At 29.6% G+C, this 21,909-nt stretch carries 23 protein-coding genes and 1 other annotated feature; of the genes, 5 read left to right on the top strand and 18 right to left on the bottom strand.

What is annotated here, in order from left to right; translation table 11 throughout:
* Positions 1–178 precede the first annotated feature (178 nt).
* Positions 179–655 (top strand): hypothetical protein, encoded by a 477-nt coding sequence (locus OW730_RS05370; protein ID WP_271228038.1) that lies wholly within the window; start codon positions 179–181, stop codon positions 653–655.
* A 465-nt stretch (positions 656–1,120) separates the two neighbouring features.
* On the opposite strand, the gene OW730_RS05365 is transcribed toward OW730_RS05370, so the two are convergent.
* From OW730_RS05365 to OW730_RS05335, 7 genes are all read right to left on the bottom strand, one after another.
* Positions 1,121–1,996 carry an SDR family oxidoreductase gene (locus OW730_RS05365; RefSeq protein ID WP_271228037.1) on the bottom strand — a complete coding sequence of 292 codons (876 nt, stop codon included), beginning with the start codon at positions 1,994–1,996 and terminating at the stop codon, positions 1,121–1,123.
* A 58-nt stretch (positions 1,997–2,054) separates the two neighbouring features.
* Positions 2,055–2,876 carry a 4Fe-4S binding protein gene (locus tag OW730_RS05360; protein ID WP_271228036.1) on the bottom strand — a complete coding sequence of 274 codons (822 nt, stop codon included), beginning with the start codon at positions 2,874–2,876 and terminating at the stop codon, positions 2,055–2,057.
* A gap of 6 nt (positions 2,877–2,882) precedes the next feature.
* A complete protein-coding gene (locus OW730_RS05355) occupies positions 2,883–3,020 on the bottom strand; it encodes a CD1871A family CXXC motif-containing protein (protein WP_271228035.1) in 138 nt (45 codons plus the stop codon).
* A gap of 1 nt (position 3,021) precedes the next feature.
* On the bottom strand, positions 3,022–3,612 hold the full coding sequence (locus OW730_RS05350; RefSeq protein ID WP_271228034.1) for a TlpA disulfide reductase family protein: 591 nt from the start codon (positions 3,610–3,612) through the stop codon (positions 3,022–3,024).
* Between the two features lie 207 nt (positions 3,613–3,819).
* Complete coding sequence (locus OW730_RS05345; protein WP_271228033.1) at positions 3,820–5,592, bottom strand: MutS-related protein; 1,773 nt, start codon at positions 5,590–5,592, stop codon at positions 3,820–3,822.
* Positions 5,592–6,275, bottom strand: coding sequence for a DUF1048 domain-containing protein (locus OW730_RS05340; RefSeq protein WP_271228032.1), 684 nt, complete (start codon positions 6,273–6,275; stop codon positions 5,592–5,594). The genes OW730_RS05345 and OW730_RS05340 overlap by 1 nt, the downstream gene beginning before the upstream one ends.
* Positions 6,276–6,284: 9 nt before the next feature.
* Positions 6,285–6,605 (bottom strand): PadR family transcriptional regulator, encoded by a 321-nt coding sequence (locus OW730_RS05335; protein ID WP_271228031.1) that lies wholly within the window; start codon positions 6,603–6,605, stop codon positions 6,285–6,287.
* A gap of 303 nt (positions 6,606–6,908) precedes the next feature.
* Here OW730_RS05335 and OW730_RS05330 point away from each other — a divergent pair, with 303 nt between their 5' ends.
* Both OW730_RS05330 and OW730_RS05325 read left to right on the top strand, forming a co-directional pair.
* Entirely contained in the window at positions 6,909–7,262 is a 354-nt protein-coding gene (locus OW730_RS05330; RefSeq protein ID WP_271228030.1) for a hypothetical protein, read from the top strand.
* Between the two features lie 44 nt (positions 7,263–7,306).
* Positions 7,307–7,762, top strand: coding sequence for a hypothetical protein (locus OW730_RS05325; protein WP_271228029.1), 456 nt, complete (start codon positions 7,307–7,309; stop codon positions 7,760–7,762).
* A gap of 61 nt (positions 7,763–7,823) precedes the next feature.
* On the opposite strand, the gene OW730_RS05320 is transcribed toward OW730_RS05325, so the two are convergent.
* The 8 genes from OW730_RS05320 to OW730_RS05285 all read right to left on the bottom strand — a co-directional run bounded on the left by OW730_RS05320 (position 7,824) and on the right by OW730_RS05285 (position 16,533).
* A complete protein-coding gene (locus OW730_RS05320; protein WP_271228028.1) occupies positions 7,824–8,372 on the bottom strand; it encodes a hypothetical protein in 549 nt (182 codons plus the stop codon).
* Between the two features lie 241 nt (positions 8,373–8,613).
* Positions 8,614–9,789, bottom strand: a complete 1,176-nt coding sequence (locus tag OW730_RS05315; protein ID WP_271228027.1) for a C40 family peptidase — start codon at positions 9,787–9,789, stop codon at positions 8,614–8,616.
* 329 nt (positions 9,790–10,118) lie between these two features.
* Positions 10,119–10,709 (bottom strand): serine O-acetyltransferase EpsC, encoded by a 591-nt coding sequence (gene epsC, locus OW730_RS05310; protein ID WP_271228026.1) that lies wholly within the window; start codon positions 10,707–10,709, stop codon positions 10,119–10,121.
* Between the two features lie 26 nt (positions 10,710–10,735).
* Positions 10,736–11,641: a cysteine synthase A gene (cysK, locus tag OW730_RS05305; RefSeq protein ID WP_442945404.1), complete on the bottom strand. Its 906-nt coding sequence runs from the start codon at positions 11,639–11,641 to the stop codon at positions 10,736–10,738.
* Between the two features lie 256 nt (positions 11,642–11,897).
* Positions 11,898–12,135 (bottom strand) — a binding site (T-box leader).
* 417 nt (positions 12,136–12,552) lie between these two features.
* On the bottom strand, positions 12,553–13,401 hold the full coding sequence (gene speB, locus OW730_RS05300) for an agmatinase (RefSeq protein ID WP_271228025.1): 849 nt from the start codon (positions 13,399–13,401) through the stop codon (positions 12,553–12,555).
* Complete coding sequence (speE, locus tag OW730_RS05295) at positions 13,394–14,257, bottom strand: polyamine aminopropyltransferase (protein ID WP_271228024.1); 864 nt, start codon at positions 14,255–14,257, stop codon at positions 13,394–13,396. Before speE ends, speB begins: the two co-directional genes overlap by 8 nt.
* 132 nt (positions 14,258–14,389) lie before the next feature.
* The gene (gene speD, locus OW730_RS05290) at positions 14,390–14,803 is read right to left on the bottom strand and encodes an adenosylmethionine decarboxylase (protein WP_442945432.1); all 414 of its coding nucleotides are present in this window, start codon (positions 14,801–14,803) and stop codon (positions 14,390–14,392) included.
* A 263-nt stretch (positions 14,804–15,066) separates the two neighbouring features.
* Positions 15,067–16,533, bottom strand: a complete 1,467-nt coding sequence (locus tag OW730_RS05285; protein ID WP_271229520.1) for an aminotransferase class I/II-fold pyridoxal phosphate-dependent enzyme — start codon at positions 16,531–16,533, stop codon at positions 15,067–15,069.
* Between the two features lie 340 nt (positions 16,534–16,873).
* On the opposite strand from OW730_RS05285, the gene OW730_RS05280 reads away from it, so the two are divergent.
* On the top strand, positions 16,874–17,560 hold the full coding sequence (locus OW730_RS05280) for an NAD(P)/FAD-dependent oxidoreductase (protein WP_442945431.1): 687 nt from the start codon (positions 16,874–16,876) through the stop codon (positions 17,558–17,560).
* Positions 17,561–17,589: 29 nt separating this feature from the next.
* Positions 17,590–18,249: a hypothetical protein gene (locus OW730_RS05275; protein WP_271228021.1), complete on the top strand. Its 660-nt coding sequence runs from the start codon at positions 17,590–17,592 to the stop codon at positions 18,247–18,249.
* Positions 18,250–18,506: 257 nt separating this feature from the next.
* Here the strand turns inward: OW730_RS05275 and OW730_RS05270 are convergent, their stop codons facing one another.
* From OW730_RS05270 to OW730_RS05260, 3 genes are all read right to left on the bottom strand, one after another.
* The gene (locus tag OW730_RS05270; protein WP_271228020.1) at positions 18,507–19,229 is read right to left on the bottom strand and encodes a YaaA family protein; all 723 of its coding nucleotides are present in this window, start codon (positions 19,227–19,229) and stop codon (positions 18,507–18,509) included.
* A 337-nt stretch (positions 19,230–19,566) separates the two neighbouring features.
* Positions 19,567–20,001 (bottom strand): FxsA family protein, encoded by a 435-nt coding sequence (locus tag OW730_RS05265; protein ID WP_271228019.1) that lies wholly within the window; start codon positions 19,999–20,001, stop codon positions 19,567–19,569.
* A 130-nt stretch (positions 20,002–20,131) separates the two neighbouring features.
* Entirely contained in the window at positions 20,132–21,550 is a 1,419-nt protein-coding gene (locus tag OW730_RS05260; protein WP_271228018.1) for a sensor histidine kinase, read from the bottom strand.
* Positions 21,551–21,909 lie beyond the last annotated feature (359 nt).

Below are 21,909 nucleotides of genomic sequence, written 5' to 3'. Positions count from 1 at the left end.
TAATTTAATCTAAGAGAAAATATTGTAATTCAAATACAATGTTTTCTCTTAGAAAACGAGTAAACTTCAATTTCCCAAGGATCAATAAGATTAATATTTCTCGGAGAGAAATCTCAATCATTCTCCATTCTCCATTTTCCATTCTCCATTATGTTTTATATTATTTTGGGGGGTTTTTATGTCAAGAAATCACGATCTATCATATGATAATTTGCAAACTATTCACTGTGACACTTTTTCAACACTTTTAAAAAAACGACAGGATACAACTAATCATCTATTAGATGAAATCACATCCATAAAGAACAATATAAAAAAACTTATTAAAAACAAAGATATTGTTATTAAATCTATTTCAGAAGATGAAAGAGTTTATTTAACTAAAACAATTAATGATCTAACTATTTCTTTTGAAGAATTAGATAAGTTAATTTCAAGTCTTCAATCAATTACAAATAATTATGATGTTCAGTTAAATAAGTATATCTCTATGATTAATGATCCTAATGGTAATTTAGATCATAATGAAACTAAAGAGCTCCTTTCTCAAGAAGATAATATTACGGTTTGTCCTAACTGTTCTATTTCGTTTACCTATGATAGTAAAACTGAAAAATGCCCTTTTTGTGGGAGTATATTAAAACCATCGTGGTAAACCTTAGAAAACAAATGTATAATGTATAATTGATAATGTATAATGAAGGAAGGTTCTGACTTAAGTCAGAACCCACATTTTTTCTCTTTAGGATATGTTTTTTTCTCATTTTATATATGATAAGATATTGTATCTTTGGTACCGTTTTATTCTTTTCTAATACTTCGTATCTTTAATATTTAAACAAAAAAGTTAATGACATTTATTATCATCAACTTTTTTTAATTTATCATTAAATTAATATAAAAGAGCTTCCTACTAAAAACTTTTGAACAAATATATAATATTAATAATTTGAATTATCATATCTTAAGATAAAATATAGGATTTCAAATACAATGTTTCATTCCAAATGAAACGAGTGAATTCCTTCTGTCTAAAGAACAATATAATTAAAATTTCTCGTAGAGAAATGTCCATCATTCTACATTCTCCATTATACATTATACATTAAGGTTTTTCGTCCTATCCATTAATAATATATCCGCCATTAACGTGAATCATCTGACCAGTTATGTAAGAGCTATCATTACATGCTAGAAATACAAATGCTGGTGCTACCTCAACAGGCTGCCCTACTCTTCCAAGAGGTGTCTGTGTTCCAAATTCAGCAACGTCCTCTGCTTTAAAGCATGATGGAATTAATGGTGTCCATATAGGTCCTGGTGCAACTCCATTTACCCTTATCTTTCTATCTGCAAAAGCTAGTGCCATTGATCTAGTTAATGAAACTACTGCCCCTTTTGATGATGAATAATCCAATAAGTCTACATTTCCCTTATAAGCAGTTACAGAAGCATTATTAATAATTGTGCTTCCCGGCTTCATAAAATCAATCGCTGCCTTAACCAGATAAAATATTGAAAATACATTAGTAGAAAATACTTTAATTAGTTGCTCTTTAGATATACCATTTATATCAGTATCTTCATAATGCATCGCTGCATTATTAACAAGTATATCTATTTTTGAAAACTTATCCATAACCTTCTGAATTACACTCTTACAAAATTCATCGTCTCCAATATCACCACTTATAAGTAAACATTTCCTTCCTTCTTTTTCAACAAGCATCTTTGTCTCTTCTGCATCTTCATGCTCATCAAAGTAAACTATAGCAACATCTGCCCCTTCCTTAGCATAGGCTACTGAAATCGCTCTTCCAATTCCACTATCTCCACCTGTGATAATAGCAACCTTACCCTCTAATTTTCCACAGTGCTTATACGCTTCATTGTCATAAATAGGTCTTGGATTCATAACACTCTCAATTCCAGGTTTTCTATCTTGATGTTGTGGTGGAAGTTTTTCAATGAAATCAAATTCCGGATTATTGTTCATAAAAAAATCACGCTCCTTCAATATAGTATTTTTTGAAAGAGTGTAATTTTTTATTCCACTATATATCCTTTAGTATTCCTTTTTTAATTGCTTTAGTTGGACATTCTTCAACACATTCTCCACATCTTATGCACTCTAAGCTATTTGGTTTCTTATAGATATCCACATCCATTTTGCAAACCTTCGAACATTTTCCACACTTTGTGCACTTATGATCATCTACTGAATATCTATATAGACTTATTGGATTAAATATGGCATATATTGCACCTAATGGGCACAACACTTTACAAAATGGTCTAAAAATAAAGATACTCATAATAATAATTAAGATAAGGATACTAATCTTCCATGTAAATAATAAACCAACTGCACTTCTAAGCCCTTTATTTAATATAAGCAATGGGATTCCTCCCTCTAATGTTCCTGCAGGGCATATATATTTACAAAATGTAGGATCTCCCATTCCAAATTCATTAGTCCACATTAATGGTAATAAGATAACAAACACTAATAAAATTACATATTTTATGTAAGTTGTCCATTTAGGTAGTTTAACTTTCACACTTTTAATCTTATAAAGTAACTCCTGAATAAGACCAAAGGGACAAAGCCATCCACACACAAATCGTCCCATTAAGGCTCCAAAAAATATTAAAAACCCTGTTACGTACATTGATATTTTATATTTATATGAACCTAATACAGCCTGTAATGATCCTATAGGACAAGAGCCTAAGGCACCTGGACAGGAGTAACAATTTAGTCCAGGTACACAAATTTTCTTTAGCTTTCCTTCATATATTTTTCCCGATAAAAATCCTTTAAAATACCCATTAATCAATAACGCATTAAAAAACTGAATGAACTTTCTTTTCATAATTAATTACCCAATCCCTATGCATTCTAAACAAATTCTAATTGCTTTAGCGAATACTGTCTCTACTTCTCCTTCAGTAAATCCATAAGCAATAAGATACATTCCAAATAAAGCTGCAATAGCACCAAACCATCGTTTATTCATTTTATTTACTCTCTTTTTCTAGAAGGCTATTTATTTTTTCTAAATACTCTTCTTTAGATTCAGCTCCAGCACTGAACACATCTTTAATTTTTCCTTCTGAGTCAACAAATATTGATACAGGAACATATTTAAACTCTGAAACAATGTCCTTTAAGGAACTATCACCTATTAAAATATTTTTATATTCAACATTACTTTTTTCAATAATCTTCTTCGCCATCTCAATATTTTCTTCTGAATTTCCATCTGCTACTATACCTAAAAGATTAAATCCTTCTTCTCTCTTCTCAGCATATATCTCTTGCAAGTAAGGAATCTCCTCTATACATGGTCCACAAAATGTTGCCCAAATGTTTATCATAGTTATTTTTTTATCTTTAAATATGTCTTGCGTTACTTCATTGCCATAAATATCTTTAACTTTAAATTCCGTTATACTTTTACCAGCAACAGGATTTTTTTCTCCATTTGAAGTGTATTCTTCCTTAACTTCCTTACCAGTATCATTATTAACTACATTATCGTTCTTACCACATGATGATAATGTTACTACACATAAAATAATCATTAAAAGTGAAAATACTCTTTTCATTTTAATTCCTCCATTCTCTTCTTAATGTTTCCTTAAATAAAAACTATCTATAGAGTTTCTATAGTGAAACTTTATTTATACATTCTCAAAATCGCAGTACACCTTAAACCTAGTATAAATCCAGTATTCACTTGAAATCTGTATATCTTATTTTAAAAGTAAATTGTGTATTTTATGTGTCTTTTACACATTTTTCTTTTAATATTATTACATAATATTTTCTAGTATCTCTTCTGGGTATCCAACTACTTTTAATAATTTTATGGCATTCCTGCTGTCAGATACTCCTTTATTTATCTTATAGTCAAATTCCATCCCATTACCTTCAACCTTTTCAGTGAAATAATAACAGTTGTATCTATCCTTTAAATTATCAGTAAGCTCCATATCATGTGTTGCAACAATAGGTATGCACGTATGCTTTTCTAGATACTTTAGTATTCCAGTTGCTGCAGCTATTCTATCTACAGGATTTGTACCATTAAGTATTTCATCAACTAATGCTAATACTGAAACACCTTTGCTACTCTCATCTATTATTCTATACAGGTTTTCAACTTCAACAAAATAGTAACTCTTCTTATTGTTAATATCATCGTGTATATCAATAGAACTAATAATCTTCATTATGCCAGTCTTAAATTCCTTTGCTGGAACTGTTACAATAGTCTGACTGAATAATTGACATATTCCTATTGTACGTAAAAATGTCGATTTTCCAGACATATTAGATCCTGTAATTATTATTCCCTGGGTAATATTTATTGTATTTTGGACACAATTTTCAACCAAAGGATGATAGATTTCAACAGCATCTATGCTGCTCTTGTTTTCTTCTATAAATTCTGGCAAACAATAAACTTCATATTCTCTATAAGAAGTTACAGCAATCAACCCTTCAATTTCGCCTAAATGCATAAATATATCTATTAACTCTTTTTCATACTTATTTATATACTTTATGCCTTTTGCCATTTTTCTATAATTATTTAGAGTCAATATATTGATATATTCTGCCATCATATCCGTTAATTCGTTTCCTGGAACTTCACTTTTCACTAAAAGTGAACTATTTTTTCTAATGACATCACATTTCTTCAATAGATTCTGTAGTTCACCAAAATCCTCTTGAAATTCCCTTTCACCACTTATAAGTTTAGCTATCTTATTTCCAGATATAATCATCTTACCCATTAAAGAAAATATAGGGGCATTACTTTCAACCTGTTTTTTTAATTTAAGGGAAAGAAAGAAATTCACTATAAATAATGCTATAGTATATATTATCGCAGCCCCTAGTGATTCCAAAAACCAAATAAGAGGTATCAATAAGAATAACTTTGAACACACAGCTATAGTTATTTCATCATCCTTGCTTATCTCACTTTTTTTATCTTTTAAAATATAAGAGGAAAGCTGATACTCCTTATCTCTTCCTATTTTTGCATAAGCAAATTGAATCTCTTCTCTCTTCTCCCTGTTATCTTCTAACCACTTAATTATATTCTCTCTTCTTAGTATTTTTTTCTTATTTAGAAGTGGATATCTTAACATGAAGTACATTCCAATTTCACCTAAAAAAGAATAACTTCTTTCAAGCTTCTTATATAACAAATCCCCTTTTAAATCTAACCAGGTTTGATTATCTATATAGAATTCCTTACTTGTTCTATTACGATACTCAACTATTTTTTCAAATATATTATTAACCTTTTCTACTTTTCTCTTCTTCTTAATTTCCTTTCCCCAGTCCCCCTTGATTTCAATGATTAACTTACACATCTTACCTTTTAAATACATAATATATGCTATAAATGCTGAAAGAACTGCAATACAAATAAATACATATCCATAATGTCTTCCCATTGATTCTATTCTATCTGTTATTACTAACACACCTAGATATCCAACAATAAAAGCTATTGCAGCACCTAAAGCTGTTGTTATATTATAAATCCTATTTTGCCTTTTTATATTCATCATTTCATCCCCTTTGACAAAGTAAATTTCATTATATTTACTAGAAATAATAGTATTAACCCAATAAATACCATAAATATCATTATACTATTATTAACATAAAAATCTATATGCTTAATTACAGTTTGATTAAGTAAAATTACAACCAATATACCAACACTTAAAAACTTAAGATCTTTTAAAAACTCTAGTTTATTAATTGACCATGGTGTATAAATATTTTTAATTCTATATTTTCCTGTTGATATTCCTACGAATATTCCCGAAGCTAATATTGTCATAAAGTCAAGAGAATCTAATCTTTCAAACCCTCCTATCTTCAAAGTCGAACATAATATAGCAACAATTAACTGCATAACCAATACCCAAATTATATATTCTAAACCCATTATAAGTGAATATATCTTTCCTAATTTAGTTGTTTTTAATGACTCAATTATTTCTCTACAGAACTTCTCATGATCTTCCCCCAAAAGAGCTTCTATATCTTTATCATTCTCTTGATAATCAAGGAACATTTCAATAACATCACTCATGACTTCTTCCTTCTGTACATCTAATATACTACTTGCCATAATATATTGTCTTACATTAGCATAATATTTCTCATATTCATTTTTAAGATTTCTTTCATACTCAATTCTATTGCTCTTTAATTCTACTAACTTATTAATAACAATCACCCCAATAAATTAATCATGTAAAATTTTATTAGTAATACCACTTATCTCATCCCAATTTTTCTTGAAGTTATTAAGGTATATCTCCCCTTCATCAGTAAGAAAATAATATTTCCTCATGGGTCCGTAAGGAGATTTTTTTCTTTCCACTCGTATAATTTTTTTCTTTTCTAAACGTAGAAGTAGAGGATATACACTTCCCTCTGATAATTCCTTGTATCCATATTCATTTAAAGTTTCAAGAATTTTGTATCCATAGGCATCCCCTTTACTTATAACCTTTAAAATACATCCCTCTAGAATCCCTTTCAGTAATTGAGTATCTTTTGCCATTATATCACCTACTTTGCATTACTTAGTAGCTTTATGCAAATTATACCAACACTACTTTGTATTGTCAAGTAGGTATAAAAAAATCACACTTTCGCGTCTTTATTTTATTTAAAGTTGCTCTGTGATTACTTAGCATAAGTAGTCTATGAATAATATAACAGTGTTGTAAAGGGATGAAAGTAATAACAAAAATTAAAATTATAACAATAAAGTAAGTAATTTATCTTTTCTACAGCAGTAATATGCGGAAGAAAGTCTTAAAAAAATAGTATATCTTTGGAATCTTTATCGAAAGCTTTCTCTATGCCTAATGAAACAGAGTTAAATACTAAATTGGTTATTCATAATAATGGAAAACCATTACAAAACAATGTTTTAATAGAAGAAGGAGATTTTGACTTATATGCAATTTTTAAAAATGGAAATTATACTGAATTCTTTTATTCAAATGCAAAAAACAAAAGATTTAAAGATTTATTTAGTATAGTAGAAGAATCTATTGAAGAGTATTCGCAATCATTAACTAAAGCCCAAGAACTTGTAGTGAAATCATCACTAGCTACTATGGCTACTCTGAGTACAAGTGGGGCTGCTGTGGGAACTTCAAAATCAAAAAAAAGACATGGTATTTTGAAGATGATGATGGAACACAAGTAGGAATTTTTACTAGTGTTATTACAGCGAAAAAAGTTGATAATTCAGTGCTAAATGATGTAGATGTAAGTATATGGGATATACTTTCTACAACAGAAGCATTAGGTAAATCTTACGCAACTGTACGTGAGCAAGTAACAAGACTGGATGCTGAATCTAATATAGGTAATCAAGAGTTACTTGAGTATAGGCCTACAACAACTAGCTCTGAAAGTATTTCATTTACTTTAAGTAAAAGTGGTCCAAGCATTTCATATAAGTTTGAACCTGGAAGTTGGAAAACAGAAACTGATTCGAGGTTATCAGAAAACTACGGAAAATGGATATTGACCCCAAAATTTCCTACTACTGATTTACCAAGATTAGAAACAAATCTTGGAATAAGAGTTTCTAATGCCGCAGGTAGTTTTCTTATACAACATAGCCATACTATAACATTATCTTCAATTTATACTCCTAATAACGGAACAGGAGTACGTCAATTCTGGGTTAATGATAGATAGATAATAAATAGAATAAATAAAAATAAAGTTAGAAATTTTTAATTTCTAGCTTTATTTTTATTTATTCTATTAATTCATTATCATTACTATCAAAGATTTGATATTTATACTCATATACAGGTTCATCAAATATATTTAAATTAACATCAAAAGTAATCATAGAAGGTTTGTTCAAATCAACATGTTTTACAAAAGTCTTATTATTTATTGTAAATTTAATTTTAGATATATCTTTATTAGCATTAGGATATATTATTAGATACTTTAAAAAAGATAATTTCTCTCCATAAAACCATGTAAAGCTAGTTGGCTTACCGTCTGAACTATATTTACTAGAATGATGTTCAAATTTATTATTCTTATTTTTTTTAAAAACACTAAAACCTACAATATTATTATATGTGTAGCTTACTAGTTGATAATCATCCTTAGTTATAGAGTCAATAATAATTAACATATTAGGATTAACATCTTCAACAGACTGACTAAGTATATTTGTTATTTTTACTTGGATAGTTTCATTTGCTTTTTTATTGAATCGAGTTTTTAGTAATAATGATGTTAGCACTATTATTAATAGTATTAAAATTATTGAAATTTTTTTTTGCACAAGTTAAATCCTCCAATAAATATTAATCATTGATTATATTGCATCATATAGATTACAAAACTGCAAAGCATTGTAAAAAGACTGATAGTGTCAAGTTACTGTAGGTACACTCTTTATTAAAATTTTTAGTTCCTCAGTAATATGAAGATAGTCTATTAATTTAGACTTTAGATAATCCATTGTATCAGATTGTAAAATAACTGATGTATAAAATTCACTTTTAGCATGTATTACCAATAATTTAATCTGGTAAAAACCTTCTCCCTTCTACATAATCCGACCTGGTCATAGGAGATATTTTTATAACATCGCCTGTTCTTGGTGCATGGAGATACTTATTGTTACCAATATATAATCCCACGTGATGGGGATCACTTTTTGACCCAAAGAACACCAAATCTCCTGGTTTAAGATTAGCTCTTGAAACCACTCTTCCATTGGGATGTATAATCTGATCATATGTCCTTCGCCCAGTAGTAATACCAAATTGTTTATATACATATTGTACTAAACCAGAACAATCAAATCCCGAACCAGGTGTCCCATCATAAGGTCTTGTGCCTGCCCATAAATATGGTGTATCTAAGAACTTTGACGCTAAAGCAATGATATCCTCACCAGTAACATTTCCTGTCTTTACAGGTTTTTCGTCTAATTTCCTTCTCATTTCCTCTAACTGCCTTTTAGCTTGTTCAATTTGTTTTTTTGTATTAGTTTCTTTTATATTATACGCTCTTAAGGTTTCCTCATATTGTGTCTTTTTTTCGCTTGCCTTTTTTACCAAATACATTTGTTCATCTTTTGAAGCTTGAATTTCAGCTCGCTTTTTAAGATTCTCCGCTTTAAGAACTTCGATATTCCTCTTATTTGCTTCTAATTTTTTTCTATCGCTTTCAATTTTCTCCATACCTTTAGTTATCTCATTAAATAATTTCCTGTTATGATTACTCAACTTTTTTACAAATGATAAATTGCTTATAAAATTTTCCCAACTTTTTGATGAAAAAATTATTTCTAATTTACTACTAACACCTTTTACATATAAAAATTTTGCTTGTTTAGCATATGTATTCTTTTTTTGTTCTAATTTTTTTTCTTCTTCAATTAGCTCTTGGTTAAGCTCTTTTATTTGTATTTCAAGTTTGGTTATATTTTCTTCATTTTTATCTATTTCATTATTTATTTTTTCAAGTTCATAATCAAGTTTTTCAATTTTAATACTTAAATCCTCTAATTCTACTTCAATATCGTCCATTAAAGTATTGATTTCCTTTTGATTTGTATTATTGCTTTTTAATTTTTTCTCAAGGTTATTTATTTTATTAGTTAAGTCTGTTTCATTATCTGCAAATACTATAAAAACATTTAAGAAGATAATAACTACCAAAAAGCAAAGTATTTTTTTCTGAGATCTCATAAAATCCCTCCTCATCAGCTTGTACTTTTAAAGTATACCATATTTTTATTAAAAAGTTTATATTTCCCATAAAAGTAACAAAAATCGCATTTATAACCCTTTAATATAGAACTATTAAAAACCCAAAAACAAAGCCGTGATTCGTATTAATCCGAATCACGGCTTTGCTTTTATAATTTATATTAATTTAAATCATTATAATTCAAGTACAATGTTTCATTTATAATTAAACGAGTAAACCTCTATTGTCCAAGGAACAACAAGATTAAAATTTCACAGAGTGAAATGTCATTCGGTGTCCGTTTTCCACTGTCCACTATCAACTTCTTTTATATTATCATCTCATTGTATATACTTATTATTTTCCCATCTTTCTCAATATCATCAATAGCCTTAGGTCGTCTCGGTAAAATCTTAGCAGGTATTCCTACTGCTGTGGATTTCTTACTTGTATCCTTAAGAACCACGGCATTTGCTCCAATTTTAGTTCCTGAGGCAATGTAAATATTACCAAGAATTTTAGCACCAGCTCCAACAATAACATTATTTCCAAGAGTAGGATGTCTCTTACCCTTTTCTTTTCCTGTACCACCTAAAGTTACACCTTGATATATAGTAACATTATCTCCAATTATAGTAGTCTCTCCTATAACAACTCCCATACCATGATCTATGAACAATCCTTTTCCAATTTGTGCACCAGGATGTATCTCTATTCCAGTGAAAAATCTACTTATCTGACTTATCATCCTTGATAAGAAAAACCACTTTTTCTTATACATTACATGAGCAATTCTATATGCTATCAAAGCATGAATGTGAGGATACAATATCAGAACTTCTAGAAAACTCTTAGCTGCAGGATCAGTTTGGAGCACATGATCTATATCATATTTTAAAGTTCTTAAAAATCTCATCATCTTCAGCTCCTTATATTATTCTCTATTTAATAAAGACCTGTTGATAAATATTTTACTCCATTGTCAGGAGAAACAACTACTACCTTCTTACCTTTTCCTACTTCTTTGGCAAGTTTTATAGCCGCTGCAATACTAGCTCCTGAAGATATTCCTAATAGCAACCCTTCATTCTGAGCAATTTTTCTTGCAGTCTCAACAGCTTCTTCATCTTTGATTGTAATTATTTTATCTACTATGCTTCCATCATATATTTTAGGTTCAAATCCAGCTCCGATCCCTTGAATCTTATGTGGTCCAGGGCCACCTCCTGAAAGAACAGGTGAATTTGCAGGTTCAACTGCTACATTTATTATATTTTGATTTAATTCTTTAAGTCTTTTTCCTATTCCAGTAATTGTTCCTCCAGTACCTACTCCAGCTACAAAATAATCTACATCTGATATCTCACTAAATATCTCTTCTGCAGTAGTTTCATAGTGCATTAAAGGGTTAGCCTCATTATTGAATTGTTGTGGAATGAAATATCCCTCTTTACCCTCAGCAACTTCATATGCCTTTTCTATTGCACCTTTCATTCCTTTAGCACCTTCTGTTAAAACAAGGTCCGCTCCATATGCCTTCATCATAGCTCTTCTCTCCTGGCTCATTGTATCAGGCATTACCAAAATTACCTTGTATCCTTTTAACCCACCAATCATCGCTAAAGCTATTCCTGTATTTCCACTTGTAGGTTCTACAATAATGTCTCCACTTTTTAGTAACCCCTCTTTTTCTGCTGCTTCTATCATCCCTAAAGCCGCTCTATCTTTTACACTTCCACCTGGATTAAATCCTTCTAATTTAACATATACCTCTGCCATATCCTCATTTACAACGTTATTAAGTTTAACAATCGGTGTTTTCCCTATCATTTCTAAAACATTCTTAAACATAATCAAATCTCTCCTTTTTCTTTTAAAATTTCTCCTAATGGTCGGCTTAAAATTTACTTCCCCTTCTATTTCAAAAATGTGAATGTTTCTGTCACTTTTTGAAATAGATTTAGTGGAAGTTATTTTTAAACATTCCCTAACAATAAAATAAAAAATACTCCTACTTCTTAAAAATAAAATTTAATAAAATTACTCCTGCTTCTTAAAAAAATAATTAAAAATAAAAAAACCTCGTTCTCATATACACATTTCTGCATTAAGAGACGAAGTATTATCCGCGGTTCCACTCTAATTGATACAAAGTATCCACTTTTCAAGCACTATTATGCTCTATCGCTATAAGGGGCGAATCCCCATGCAGCCTACTAAGCAAAAGCTTTTCGGTACACACTCCAAAGGGCACTTCATATAAATTTCCTATAAGGTATCTCTCAGCTCTGAAACCTCTCTCTGTATATTCCCTTTATACTACTTTCCTTTTTCGACGCTTTACCACTTTATTCCGAGTACATTACTCTGATTAATATTTATTATATGCAATGAGTTTATAAATGTCAACAACAAAATAAAAAAAAATCACGCTAAGCGTGTAAATAAAAAATTAAAGACCTTTAAAAGAAGTTGAGAGTGGTGAGTTGAGAATTGAGAACGTTGGATGTTTCTGCATACGCAGAAACTACATTTCATTGTTCTTTTGAAAAAGAGGTTTTTACTCATTTTATCTAAGATAAAATATTGTATTTAAATTACAATGTTTTATTGCAAATGAAACGAGTAAACCCCTACTGTTCAAGGAACAATACAATTAAAATTTCACAGAGTGAAATGTCAATCATTATCCATTCTACATTATACATTCTCCATTATCTTTTATACTTGCTCTCCCCTTCATTATTAAAGGATTTTATATATTAACCTAAAATAGATAAAACAAGTTCTCTAATCACCTTACAAGCAACAGCAGTAGAAACTCCACTAACATCATACTGAGGTGATAATTCAACAACATCAGAACCAACGATATTTAACTTCTTAAGCTTGATAATTGCCTCTTGAAGCTCTTTGTAAGATACTCCTCCTGGCTCTGGAGTTCCTGTTCCTGCGAATATAGAAGGATCTAAAACATCTAAGTCAATAGTAACATATACCGGTCTGTCTCCTATCATCTCTATTGCCTCTTCTATACCTTTTAAATCAAATTTTCTCATGTAAACGTGCTCTTCTGCCCATTTAAATTCTTCTCTAGTACCTGATCTTATTCCAAATTGATAAATATTCTTATCGCCTATCATATCCCATACTCTTCTAATAACAGTTGCGTGAGAAAGCTTTTCTCCTAAATAATCTTCTCTTAGATCTGCATGAGCATCAAAATGTATCACGACCAAATCTTCATATTTTTCTGTTACAGCTTTAACAGCAGGATAAGTAACTAAGTGTTCTCCACCAACCATAAAAGGTATTTTACCTGTACTAACTATCTCTCTTGTTCTCTCTTCTATCATAGATAACGTTTTATCTCTATTACCAAAAGGGAATTCAATATCTCCACTATCAAATAATGAATACTCTTCTAAATCATCATCATGATAAGGTGAATAAGTCTCAAGACCGTATGAATCTTTTCTGATTACCTCTGGAGCAAATCTTGTTCCAGGTCTAAAGGATACAGTACCGTCATATGGAGCTCCAAATAAAACAATTTGGCTTTCTTCGAATTCACTATCAAATCCTATAAAAGACATTATATTCTTATTCATTCTCCCCTAACTCCTTCTCCAATAACTCCTTTACATAATTAGGTAGTGCAAAAGCAGCCACATGAAGTTCAGTGTTATAATATCTAGTCTTTAATCCAATGTTTTGCCACTCTTCTTTTTTAAGATCATTTATTGGATCTAACCCTTTAGAAGCAAATCCAAACATCCAATGACCTGATGGATATGTCGGCATATGGTACTCATATACTTTACTTACAGGGAATATTTCTTTAATTTTTTGGTGAGCTCTTCTAGCATTTCTAGCATCTCTAGCATAGTATGGGCTCTCATTTTGGTTTACAAGAATTCCATCTTCACTTAAAGCCTTATAACAATCATTATAAAATGCTCTTGTAAATAACCCTTCTCCTGGTCCAATTGGATCAGTAGAGTCAACTATAATAAGGTCATATTCTGCTACCTTGTCTTTAACAAACTCTATTCCATCTTCAAAGTACAGGTTCACTCTTGGGTCATTTAACTTACATGAAGTGTAGTTTAAAAATTCAATAGAGGACTTTACAACAAGTTCATCTATCTCAACCATATCTATTTTTTCAACAGATGGGTATCTAGTTATCTCTCTAACTGTTCCTCCATCTCCTCCACCTATAACCAGCACTCTTTTAATATCTGGTTTAACAGCGAAAGCTGGGTGAACTATCATATCATGATACATAAATTCATCCTTCTCATTTACCATCATTAATCCATCAAGTGTCAAAAATCTTCCAATTTCATCACTTTCAAATATGTCTACTTTCTGAAATTCACTTTCAGCAGTGTATAAATGTTTGTTAACCTTTATTGAAAATTTAATGTTATCTGTATGATTTTCTGTATACCATAGTTCCATAATTTATCCATACCATCCTTTAAATTCTTTATTTTTCATGTTAGAATTATGTGTGTGTGTTTAATTTAATTTATATTTATATTATTTATTAATTTTCTAGACTTATTATATTTTTTTATAAGTCTATTTTTTTTATTCAGCATCAACTGGCTTGAAATGAATATTATCAAATTTCTCATGTGAGAAATGTCTTATTCTTCCTGTTTCTCCCCTAACAACCTCTGTAGTCTCTGTCTTATCACTTTTTAACATTTCTTTTAGGTAATCAAATCCAACCCATGGATTTACACTATCTCCACAAGTAAATAAATCTATAGCTGCATATCCATATTCAGGCCAAGTATGAATTGTTAAATGAGATTCTTGAATAATTACAGCACCACTAACTCCCCATGGATTAAACATGTGAAATACACTTTGCACTATAGTTGCTCCTGATTTTTCTGCTGCTTCACACATGTACTTTTCAATAAGTGCATGATCATTTAAAACCTCTTTATCACAGTTATACATTTCAACAAGAATATGTCTCCCTAATTGCTCGATATTCATAACCCTCATCCTTCCTTTTTTCATAAATTATTAGTATTTTTTCGTTTACTATAAATTAACTTTAAGTTTATTTGTAGTAAAGAAAATTATTATATTTTTATTTTTCTTCATATTTTAAACTCTGTGTTTATATATACTAAACTTTGAGACCATATAAAAACCTTGTATTACCAAGGGGTTTAAAAGTTTTATTATAATATCACAATTTAATATTTTTACAAAAACTATATTTTCAAATTTAATTATGAATTATACTTTTATTCAATTATCTTTATTGTGTTTAAACTTACATCTTCAATACCATTTAACATACAATTTTGATCTCGTAATAAATTAATATGATAAATTATATCCTCAGTTATTACTTCACCTGGACAAATTATAGGTATTCCTGGTGGATAAACCATAACTGATTCTCCACTTATTTTACCACAAGAATCATCTAATGCAATACTTAATTTTTCTGCATAAAATGCATCTCTTGGTGAGAGCTTAATTTCTGGGTTTTGGAGATTTATTTTTATAAATTTTTTCTTTTCTCTTCTATATTTAGTAGCTAAGTCTAAAAGAGCATCATATAGTTTCATAAGACTATTTATGTCATCTCCAACACTTACAATAGCTAATATATTATACATATCTCCTAACTCAACTTGAATATTGTATTCATCTCTCAAAATATCATATACTTCTAATCCTGTAAGACCTAACCCATGCACATTAATCGAAAGCTTTAATTCATCAAAGTCTACTATACCTTGTTTTCCAATAATCTCTTTTCCAAATGCATTTAGTCCCTCAATTTTATTAATATTTGATCTAACTTCTCTACAAACATCAATAAGTTTATCAAAAATTTCTTTACCATTCAAGACTAAATTTCTTCTTGATACATCTAAGCTGCTCATCAGTAAATACGAAGCACTTGTTGTTTGAGTAAGATTAATACTTTTATGAACTTTCCAGCTTTTCACCCTATCTCCTTTTCTCAATAATACTGAACTTTGAGTAAGTGATCCACCTGTTTTATGTGTACTAACTGCAACTAAATCCGCTTCTGCTTCAATAGCACATTTAGGTAATCTATCAGAAAAAGCAAAGTGAGCACCATGCGCTTGATCTACAAGAGCTATCATTCCATTCATATGGGCGTATTCTATAATCTTATCGATCTTAGATACAGTACCATAATACGTAGGATTTACTAAAAATATTGCCTTTGCATCTTTATTATCATCTATAACTCTCTTGATATCTTCAAATTCCACTGCTGCAGCAAAACCAAACTGATTATGAACTTTAGGTTGAACATATATGGGATTAGCTCCACTTAATACAATCCCATTAAATGCTGATTTATGAGCGTTTCTTGGAAGTATTATCTTGTCTCCCGGTTTACAGGAACTTAAAATCATTGCCTGCACAGCAGCTGTTGTCCCATTAACCATGAAAAAAGCTTCATCTGCTCCATATGCATCTGCCATTAGTTGCTGAGCTTCTTTTATAACGCTCACAGGACTCGAAAGATTATCAAGTGGTTTCATTGAATTCACATCACATTGAAGCATTGTATCACCAAAAAACTCTGATAATTCACTTGCTCCTTTCCCCTTCTTATGCCCCGGAACATCAAAAGGTACAGTGCCTTTTTCGTGATATTCCTTAAGCGCTGTAAATAGGGGAACTTCATTCTGTTTTTCAAGACTTTTTTTTATAATAATCACCTTCTTTTTTTTATCATAATTATAGATTATTACAGATAAATAACTAAAAATCAATAGTTTTTTTTTTAGAAATAAATAATATAATTTTCCATTATTTTATTCATATAAAATTATTACATTTCACTTTTAATATACGTTATCTTTAGTAGCTCTCCCCAACTCTTCACCTTAAATACATTTTTTCATTATAGTAATTATGTTTATTATTTATAACTTAATATTTACGTATCATTAGTTACCACTTTTTTCTTTTTTATTATGTATAATCTTTTTATACTTTACATGAAATCAAAATTAGTGAATAAACTAATCTTAAATATAAAGAGGTGATATTATGAAAATGCCTAAATATGCAGTTTTGCAAAGAATTAGGAATAATAAAAGAACTTACGCAATTACCCCTAGAATTCCTGGTGGATTTGTTAGTCATAAAACTCTATTAAAGATTACAGAAGTTGCTCAAAAATATAATGCATCTATAAAATTAACATCTGGTCAAAGACTTATGATAATTGGTTTAAAAGCTGAAGATGTTGAAAAAGCATGGGAAGATCTAGGTATGGAACCCGCTGTTCTATCTCCATATTCAGTTAAGAATGTAGAGATGTGCCCAGCTGCTTTTTGTAAAAGAATGAAGCAAAATTCACTTACGTTAGGACTAAGACTTGAAAAAAGATTCTACGGAGCACCTACCCCAAACAGAACTAAAATTGGAGTTGCTGGATGTCGTAATGCTTGTGGTAGTGTTCACTCTAAAGATATTGGAGTTTTAGGCACTAAAGATGAAGGTTACGTAGTAGTAGCTGGCGGAAGTGCAGGATATCATCCAAGACTTTCTGATAAGATTGCTTCAAATTTAAATGAAGATGAAGCTTTTAACATAGTTGAATCAATTTACAAATTTTATTATGAAAATGCAGAAATGGGAACTAAACTTGGTGATTTCATAGATCAGATAACTCTAGATAAATTTATTGAAGGTGTCTATAAAATATATGATGAAATAAATACAAACGCTACAAAATAAAATAATTATTAAAATTTAGGAGGATTTTTATGAGTTTATTTTTAGGACCAATACATCATTGGCTTTACAACAAAATTAAATTATTTGGTGATTTAGAGAATAATATTATTGAGGCTATAAATGCTACTAATGAAAAGAAAATTGATAATTATGTTCATCTTATAAATCAAAAATTTGGATATCCGTTAGAGGAACGACCACTTGAAGAACTAATTGATCCAAGTAACATCCACGGCTGGTTACACTCAAGAATTGGAGAAGCAGAATCAAGGCAAGCAGCTTTAATTACTTATATTTTAAGAGAGTATGAAGATGGAATGGATGTAATCAAAAAAGTTTATACTGCTCAAGCTGAAAGATGTGCACTTTCCGTTGATAACTCCTCTATAGCTTCACCTGAACAAATAAACAAAATAATAAATGATTTTGTTCTTGATGGAATGCCCTGCGACAATGTTAAATCCATTACAATTAACACAGATGAATTACTCCAATGGAAAGTTTCTAACTGCCTTCACAAAGATTATTGGGATAAAGTTGGTGGAGATATAAGTATATTCTACGATTTAAGATCTTTGTGGATAAGTACTTTTATAGATACTTTAAATTGTGGATATTACTTTGAATTCCACAAGGAAACTGTTGATAATGCTACACTACTCACTTCTGAAATAAAAAAAGCGCATTAAAAAGTGCGCTTTTTTTTAGTGGACAATTGATAGTGGACAATTGACAACGAAGGATGATTCTCACTTGCGTGAGAATCTACATTGTATTGTTCTTAACAACAATAAGAGTTTACTCATTTTATCTTTGGATAAAATATTGTATTCATAGTACAATGTTTCATTCAAAATGAAACAAGTAACCACTTATTGTCCAAGAAACAATAAGATTAAAATTTCACAGAGTGAAATGTCCATCATTCTCCATTCTACATTATCCATTATCCATTATGTTTTTTAACGAACGTCCAATTATCTTCATCAGAGTGTTCTTCACTAAAGCAATATCCATCAACATCAAATTCCTTTATTTTACCAACCTCTTCTATTTTGTTTGATATCAAATAATGCAGCATCATTCCTCTAGCTTTCTTTGCGTATGTTCCTACAGTTTTTAACTTTCCATCCTTAATCACTTTAAAATCAATTGTTAGCATTGGTCTTTTAACCAATTTTGAAAATTCTTTTGATGCTAAATTCACTATTAATTCTTCATCTGAAAATTCTTGTGTTATTCTTTCAGTCCATAATGAATATAGACTCTCATCACTAATCTTCATAGTCATATCTAACCTATAGGGACTTATAACATCAAAGGGCTTTAATATTCCATATAAAGCTGATAATATCCTTAATTTATCATCCATATAATCAAGCTCTTTCTCTGAATACCCTTCTATGTTCAATTCTTTAAAAACAAATCCTGTATACGCCTCAATAGCACAGACTCTATCTAGATTTTCTGGTAATGTTTGATAAATTTGAACAACCTCTTCTAACTTTTTCCCTTTTATTTTCATAATTCTAGCTATTTCATCTACTTCTTTGTATTTCAGTATCTTCCTTAATTCTAGACTTTCTTCTTGAAACTTAGGATTTGAATTTTTATAAGATATTCTTTTATCAAATTGCTGAGTCTTACTTGGTGAAACTATAATCTTCACTCTATCACCCCATTCTTTCTTTAGAATTTATGTACAATAAGTAGTCTTAAGATTACAAAAATATTAATTAAACTTGAAAACTTTAAAAGAAGTTGACAGTGTACAATTGACAACGATGGATGTTTCTGACTTAAGTCAGAAACTACATCTTATTTTTCTTTAAACAAATCAAGGTTTACTCATTTTATCTTAGATAAAATCTTGTACTTAAAATACAATGTTTCATCAAAGGTGAAACGAGCAAACCTCATTGTTTGAAGAATAATAAAATTAAAATTTCACAGAGTGAAATGTCATTCGTTGTCCACTGTCCATTGTCAACTGTCAACTAAGTTTTTTAATATTCATTATAGTCGTCTTTATTTATATACACAAATCTAGCATTTCCAGTGTTTATCATCCCTTTAAACTTGCTCTTTAAGAATTTAATAAACATTATTCTTGAAATTGGTATTATCAGTAAGAATCCAGTAATGTCTGTTAATATCCCAGGTGTTAATAATAATACTCCACCTATAAGAACACATAATCCATTCAATAATGAATCTCCTGGCATGTTGCCTCTACTTAATTCCATCTGTATTTTATTTAATATTTCTCTTCCCTGTTGTTTTGCAAGATACGCTCCTGCTACCCCTGTACAAATAACAAGAAGTATTGTTGGTCCCCAATTTATAGCACCTGCAAGTTTAAATAATATATATAATTCTAATATTGGAACTATTGTCAATGCTAAAACTAACTTTGAAAAAATACCTGAACCTCTCTTCATAGTTTATTACACCACCTAATATAGTTTTATTTACTCTTTTAGTTATTATATCATATTCCCTTAAGATAATCTCATTTGTTCATAAAACTTTATATTATTTTAACATTTTGACTTAATTATTAATTTTACTTTATCTTTCCTTTGGGAGCTTAATCTCGAATAAACTATTCATTTCTCCAACTTCATCATAAAGTTCAATTGTCCCTCTATGCATTTCAACTATCTTCTTTACAATAGATAATCCCAGTCCACTTCCTCCAACCTTAGATGCTTTATCTTTCTTTCCTCTAACAAAAGGTTCAAATATAGTACCTTTTATATCCTTTGGTATTCCCACTCCAGTATCTCCAACTCTTACTATTACAGAATCATCTTCCTCTTCTATACTTATTATTATTTTTGTTCCTGGAGAATTATATTTAAGTGAATTTGAAACAAGATTTGATATCACCCTCTTCATTTGCATGAAATCAACATCAATTAGCAACTTCTCATCTTTAATATTCACTTGTATTTCAAATCCATTTACAACTATCTCTTCATAATATTCCGCAATAACCTGTCTTACTAGTTCATTTATATCTTTCTTTTCAAAGTTTAATTCATAACTTCTATGATCTAATTTTACGTAATCAAAAAGAAGATTAATTAACTCAGTTACACTTTTGGCTTTCATGTAAATTGTATTTAAATATCTCTTTTGATCTTCTTCATCCTTTACCATTCCATCAGTAATCGCTTTTGCATATCCTTGGATTGTTGTTATCGGCGTTTTTATGTCATGTGAAATATCTACTATCAATTTCTGTTTACTATCTTCAAGTTCTTTCTTTTCCTCTTCAATTCTCTCAATTTCATCTATCATATAATTAAAAGAATCAGCAATTTCAACAAATTCTATCTCTACAGAATTATCAAAATGTATTTTCTTCTTTTTCTCTGATCTAGCAAAATTTCTAAGCCTCTCTGTAAGTATAGTCAATGGGTTTGTTATCCTTTTTCCTACCCATATTGAGAATAAATAAATATTTAAAAAGAATAGTATAAGAAAAACCATAAGAGAACTTTTAAGAGATGCTATAAAATCATATAAAAAATCTTCAGTAAATTGTTCATGATACAAATTCTTATCTGCTCTAACAATTAATCTATATTTTACTCCATTGTATCCTTCAAATTTTGTGCTGCTTATAAAATATTTTTCATGCTCATCTACAAGAAGATCATATATTTCCCCTGGCCCATAGTTCATTGTTACCTTCTGAACAACTCCATTTGAATATACTACACTCCCCTCTTCATCTACAATTTCTATCCATCCATTTAATTTTTCAAGATCATCTGTATTTATATTTTTATAATCACGTCTTACAATATCTTCAGCCATTACATTGTATACCCTTATGAAATCTCTTGATCCCCTTTGTAGTGATGTGGCATATAAAAAAGCACCACCCAATAGGCATACTATCAATAAACATAAGGAGGTTATTGTAAATACTATATAATTTGCAAACAGTGTTTTCTTAACACTACCATTTTTATGCATTTTAATCCTCCTTTAACAAAATTAATTATTACTTTAATTATAAATCTTATAAACTATACTTTACAAGTAAAATCCATGCTTATATTTACATATACAATATTTCTGTATAAACAAAAATAAATCTTCCCAATTAGGAAAGATTTCTCTTTGTATCCAAAACATAAATTTGGTATATTATTAAAAGAAATTCTTCTATTTGAAATCCTTCTGAATAATATACCGTCCCCCGTGTATATTAAAACCCTCTTTTTAATTAGTCGATCTATTGCTATTATAAACCAATCTTACAATTTTGTCAACATTATAGAAAGTATTTGTAATTGTATTGGAAATTATTACTCTAAACCTTAATCTTAACT

The organism is Oceanirhabdus sp. W0125-5 (assembly GCF_027938815.1).
Classification (GTDB): Bacteria; Bacillota; Clostridia; order Clostridiales; family Clostridiaceae; genus Oceanirhabdus.
This window is presented reverse-complemented; position numbering and strand designations above follow the sequence as displayed.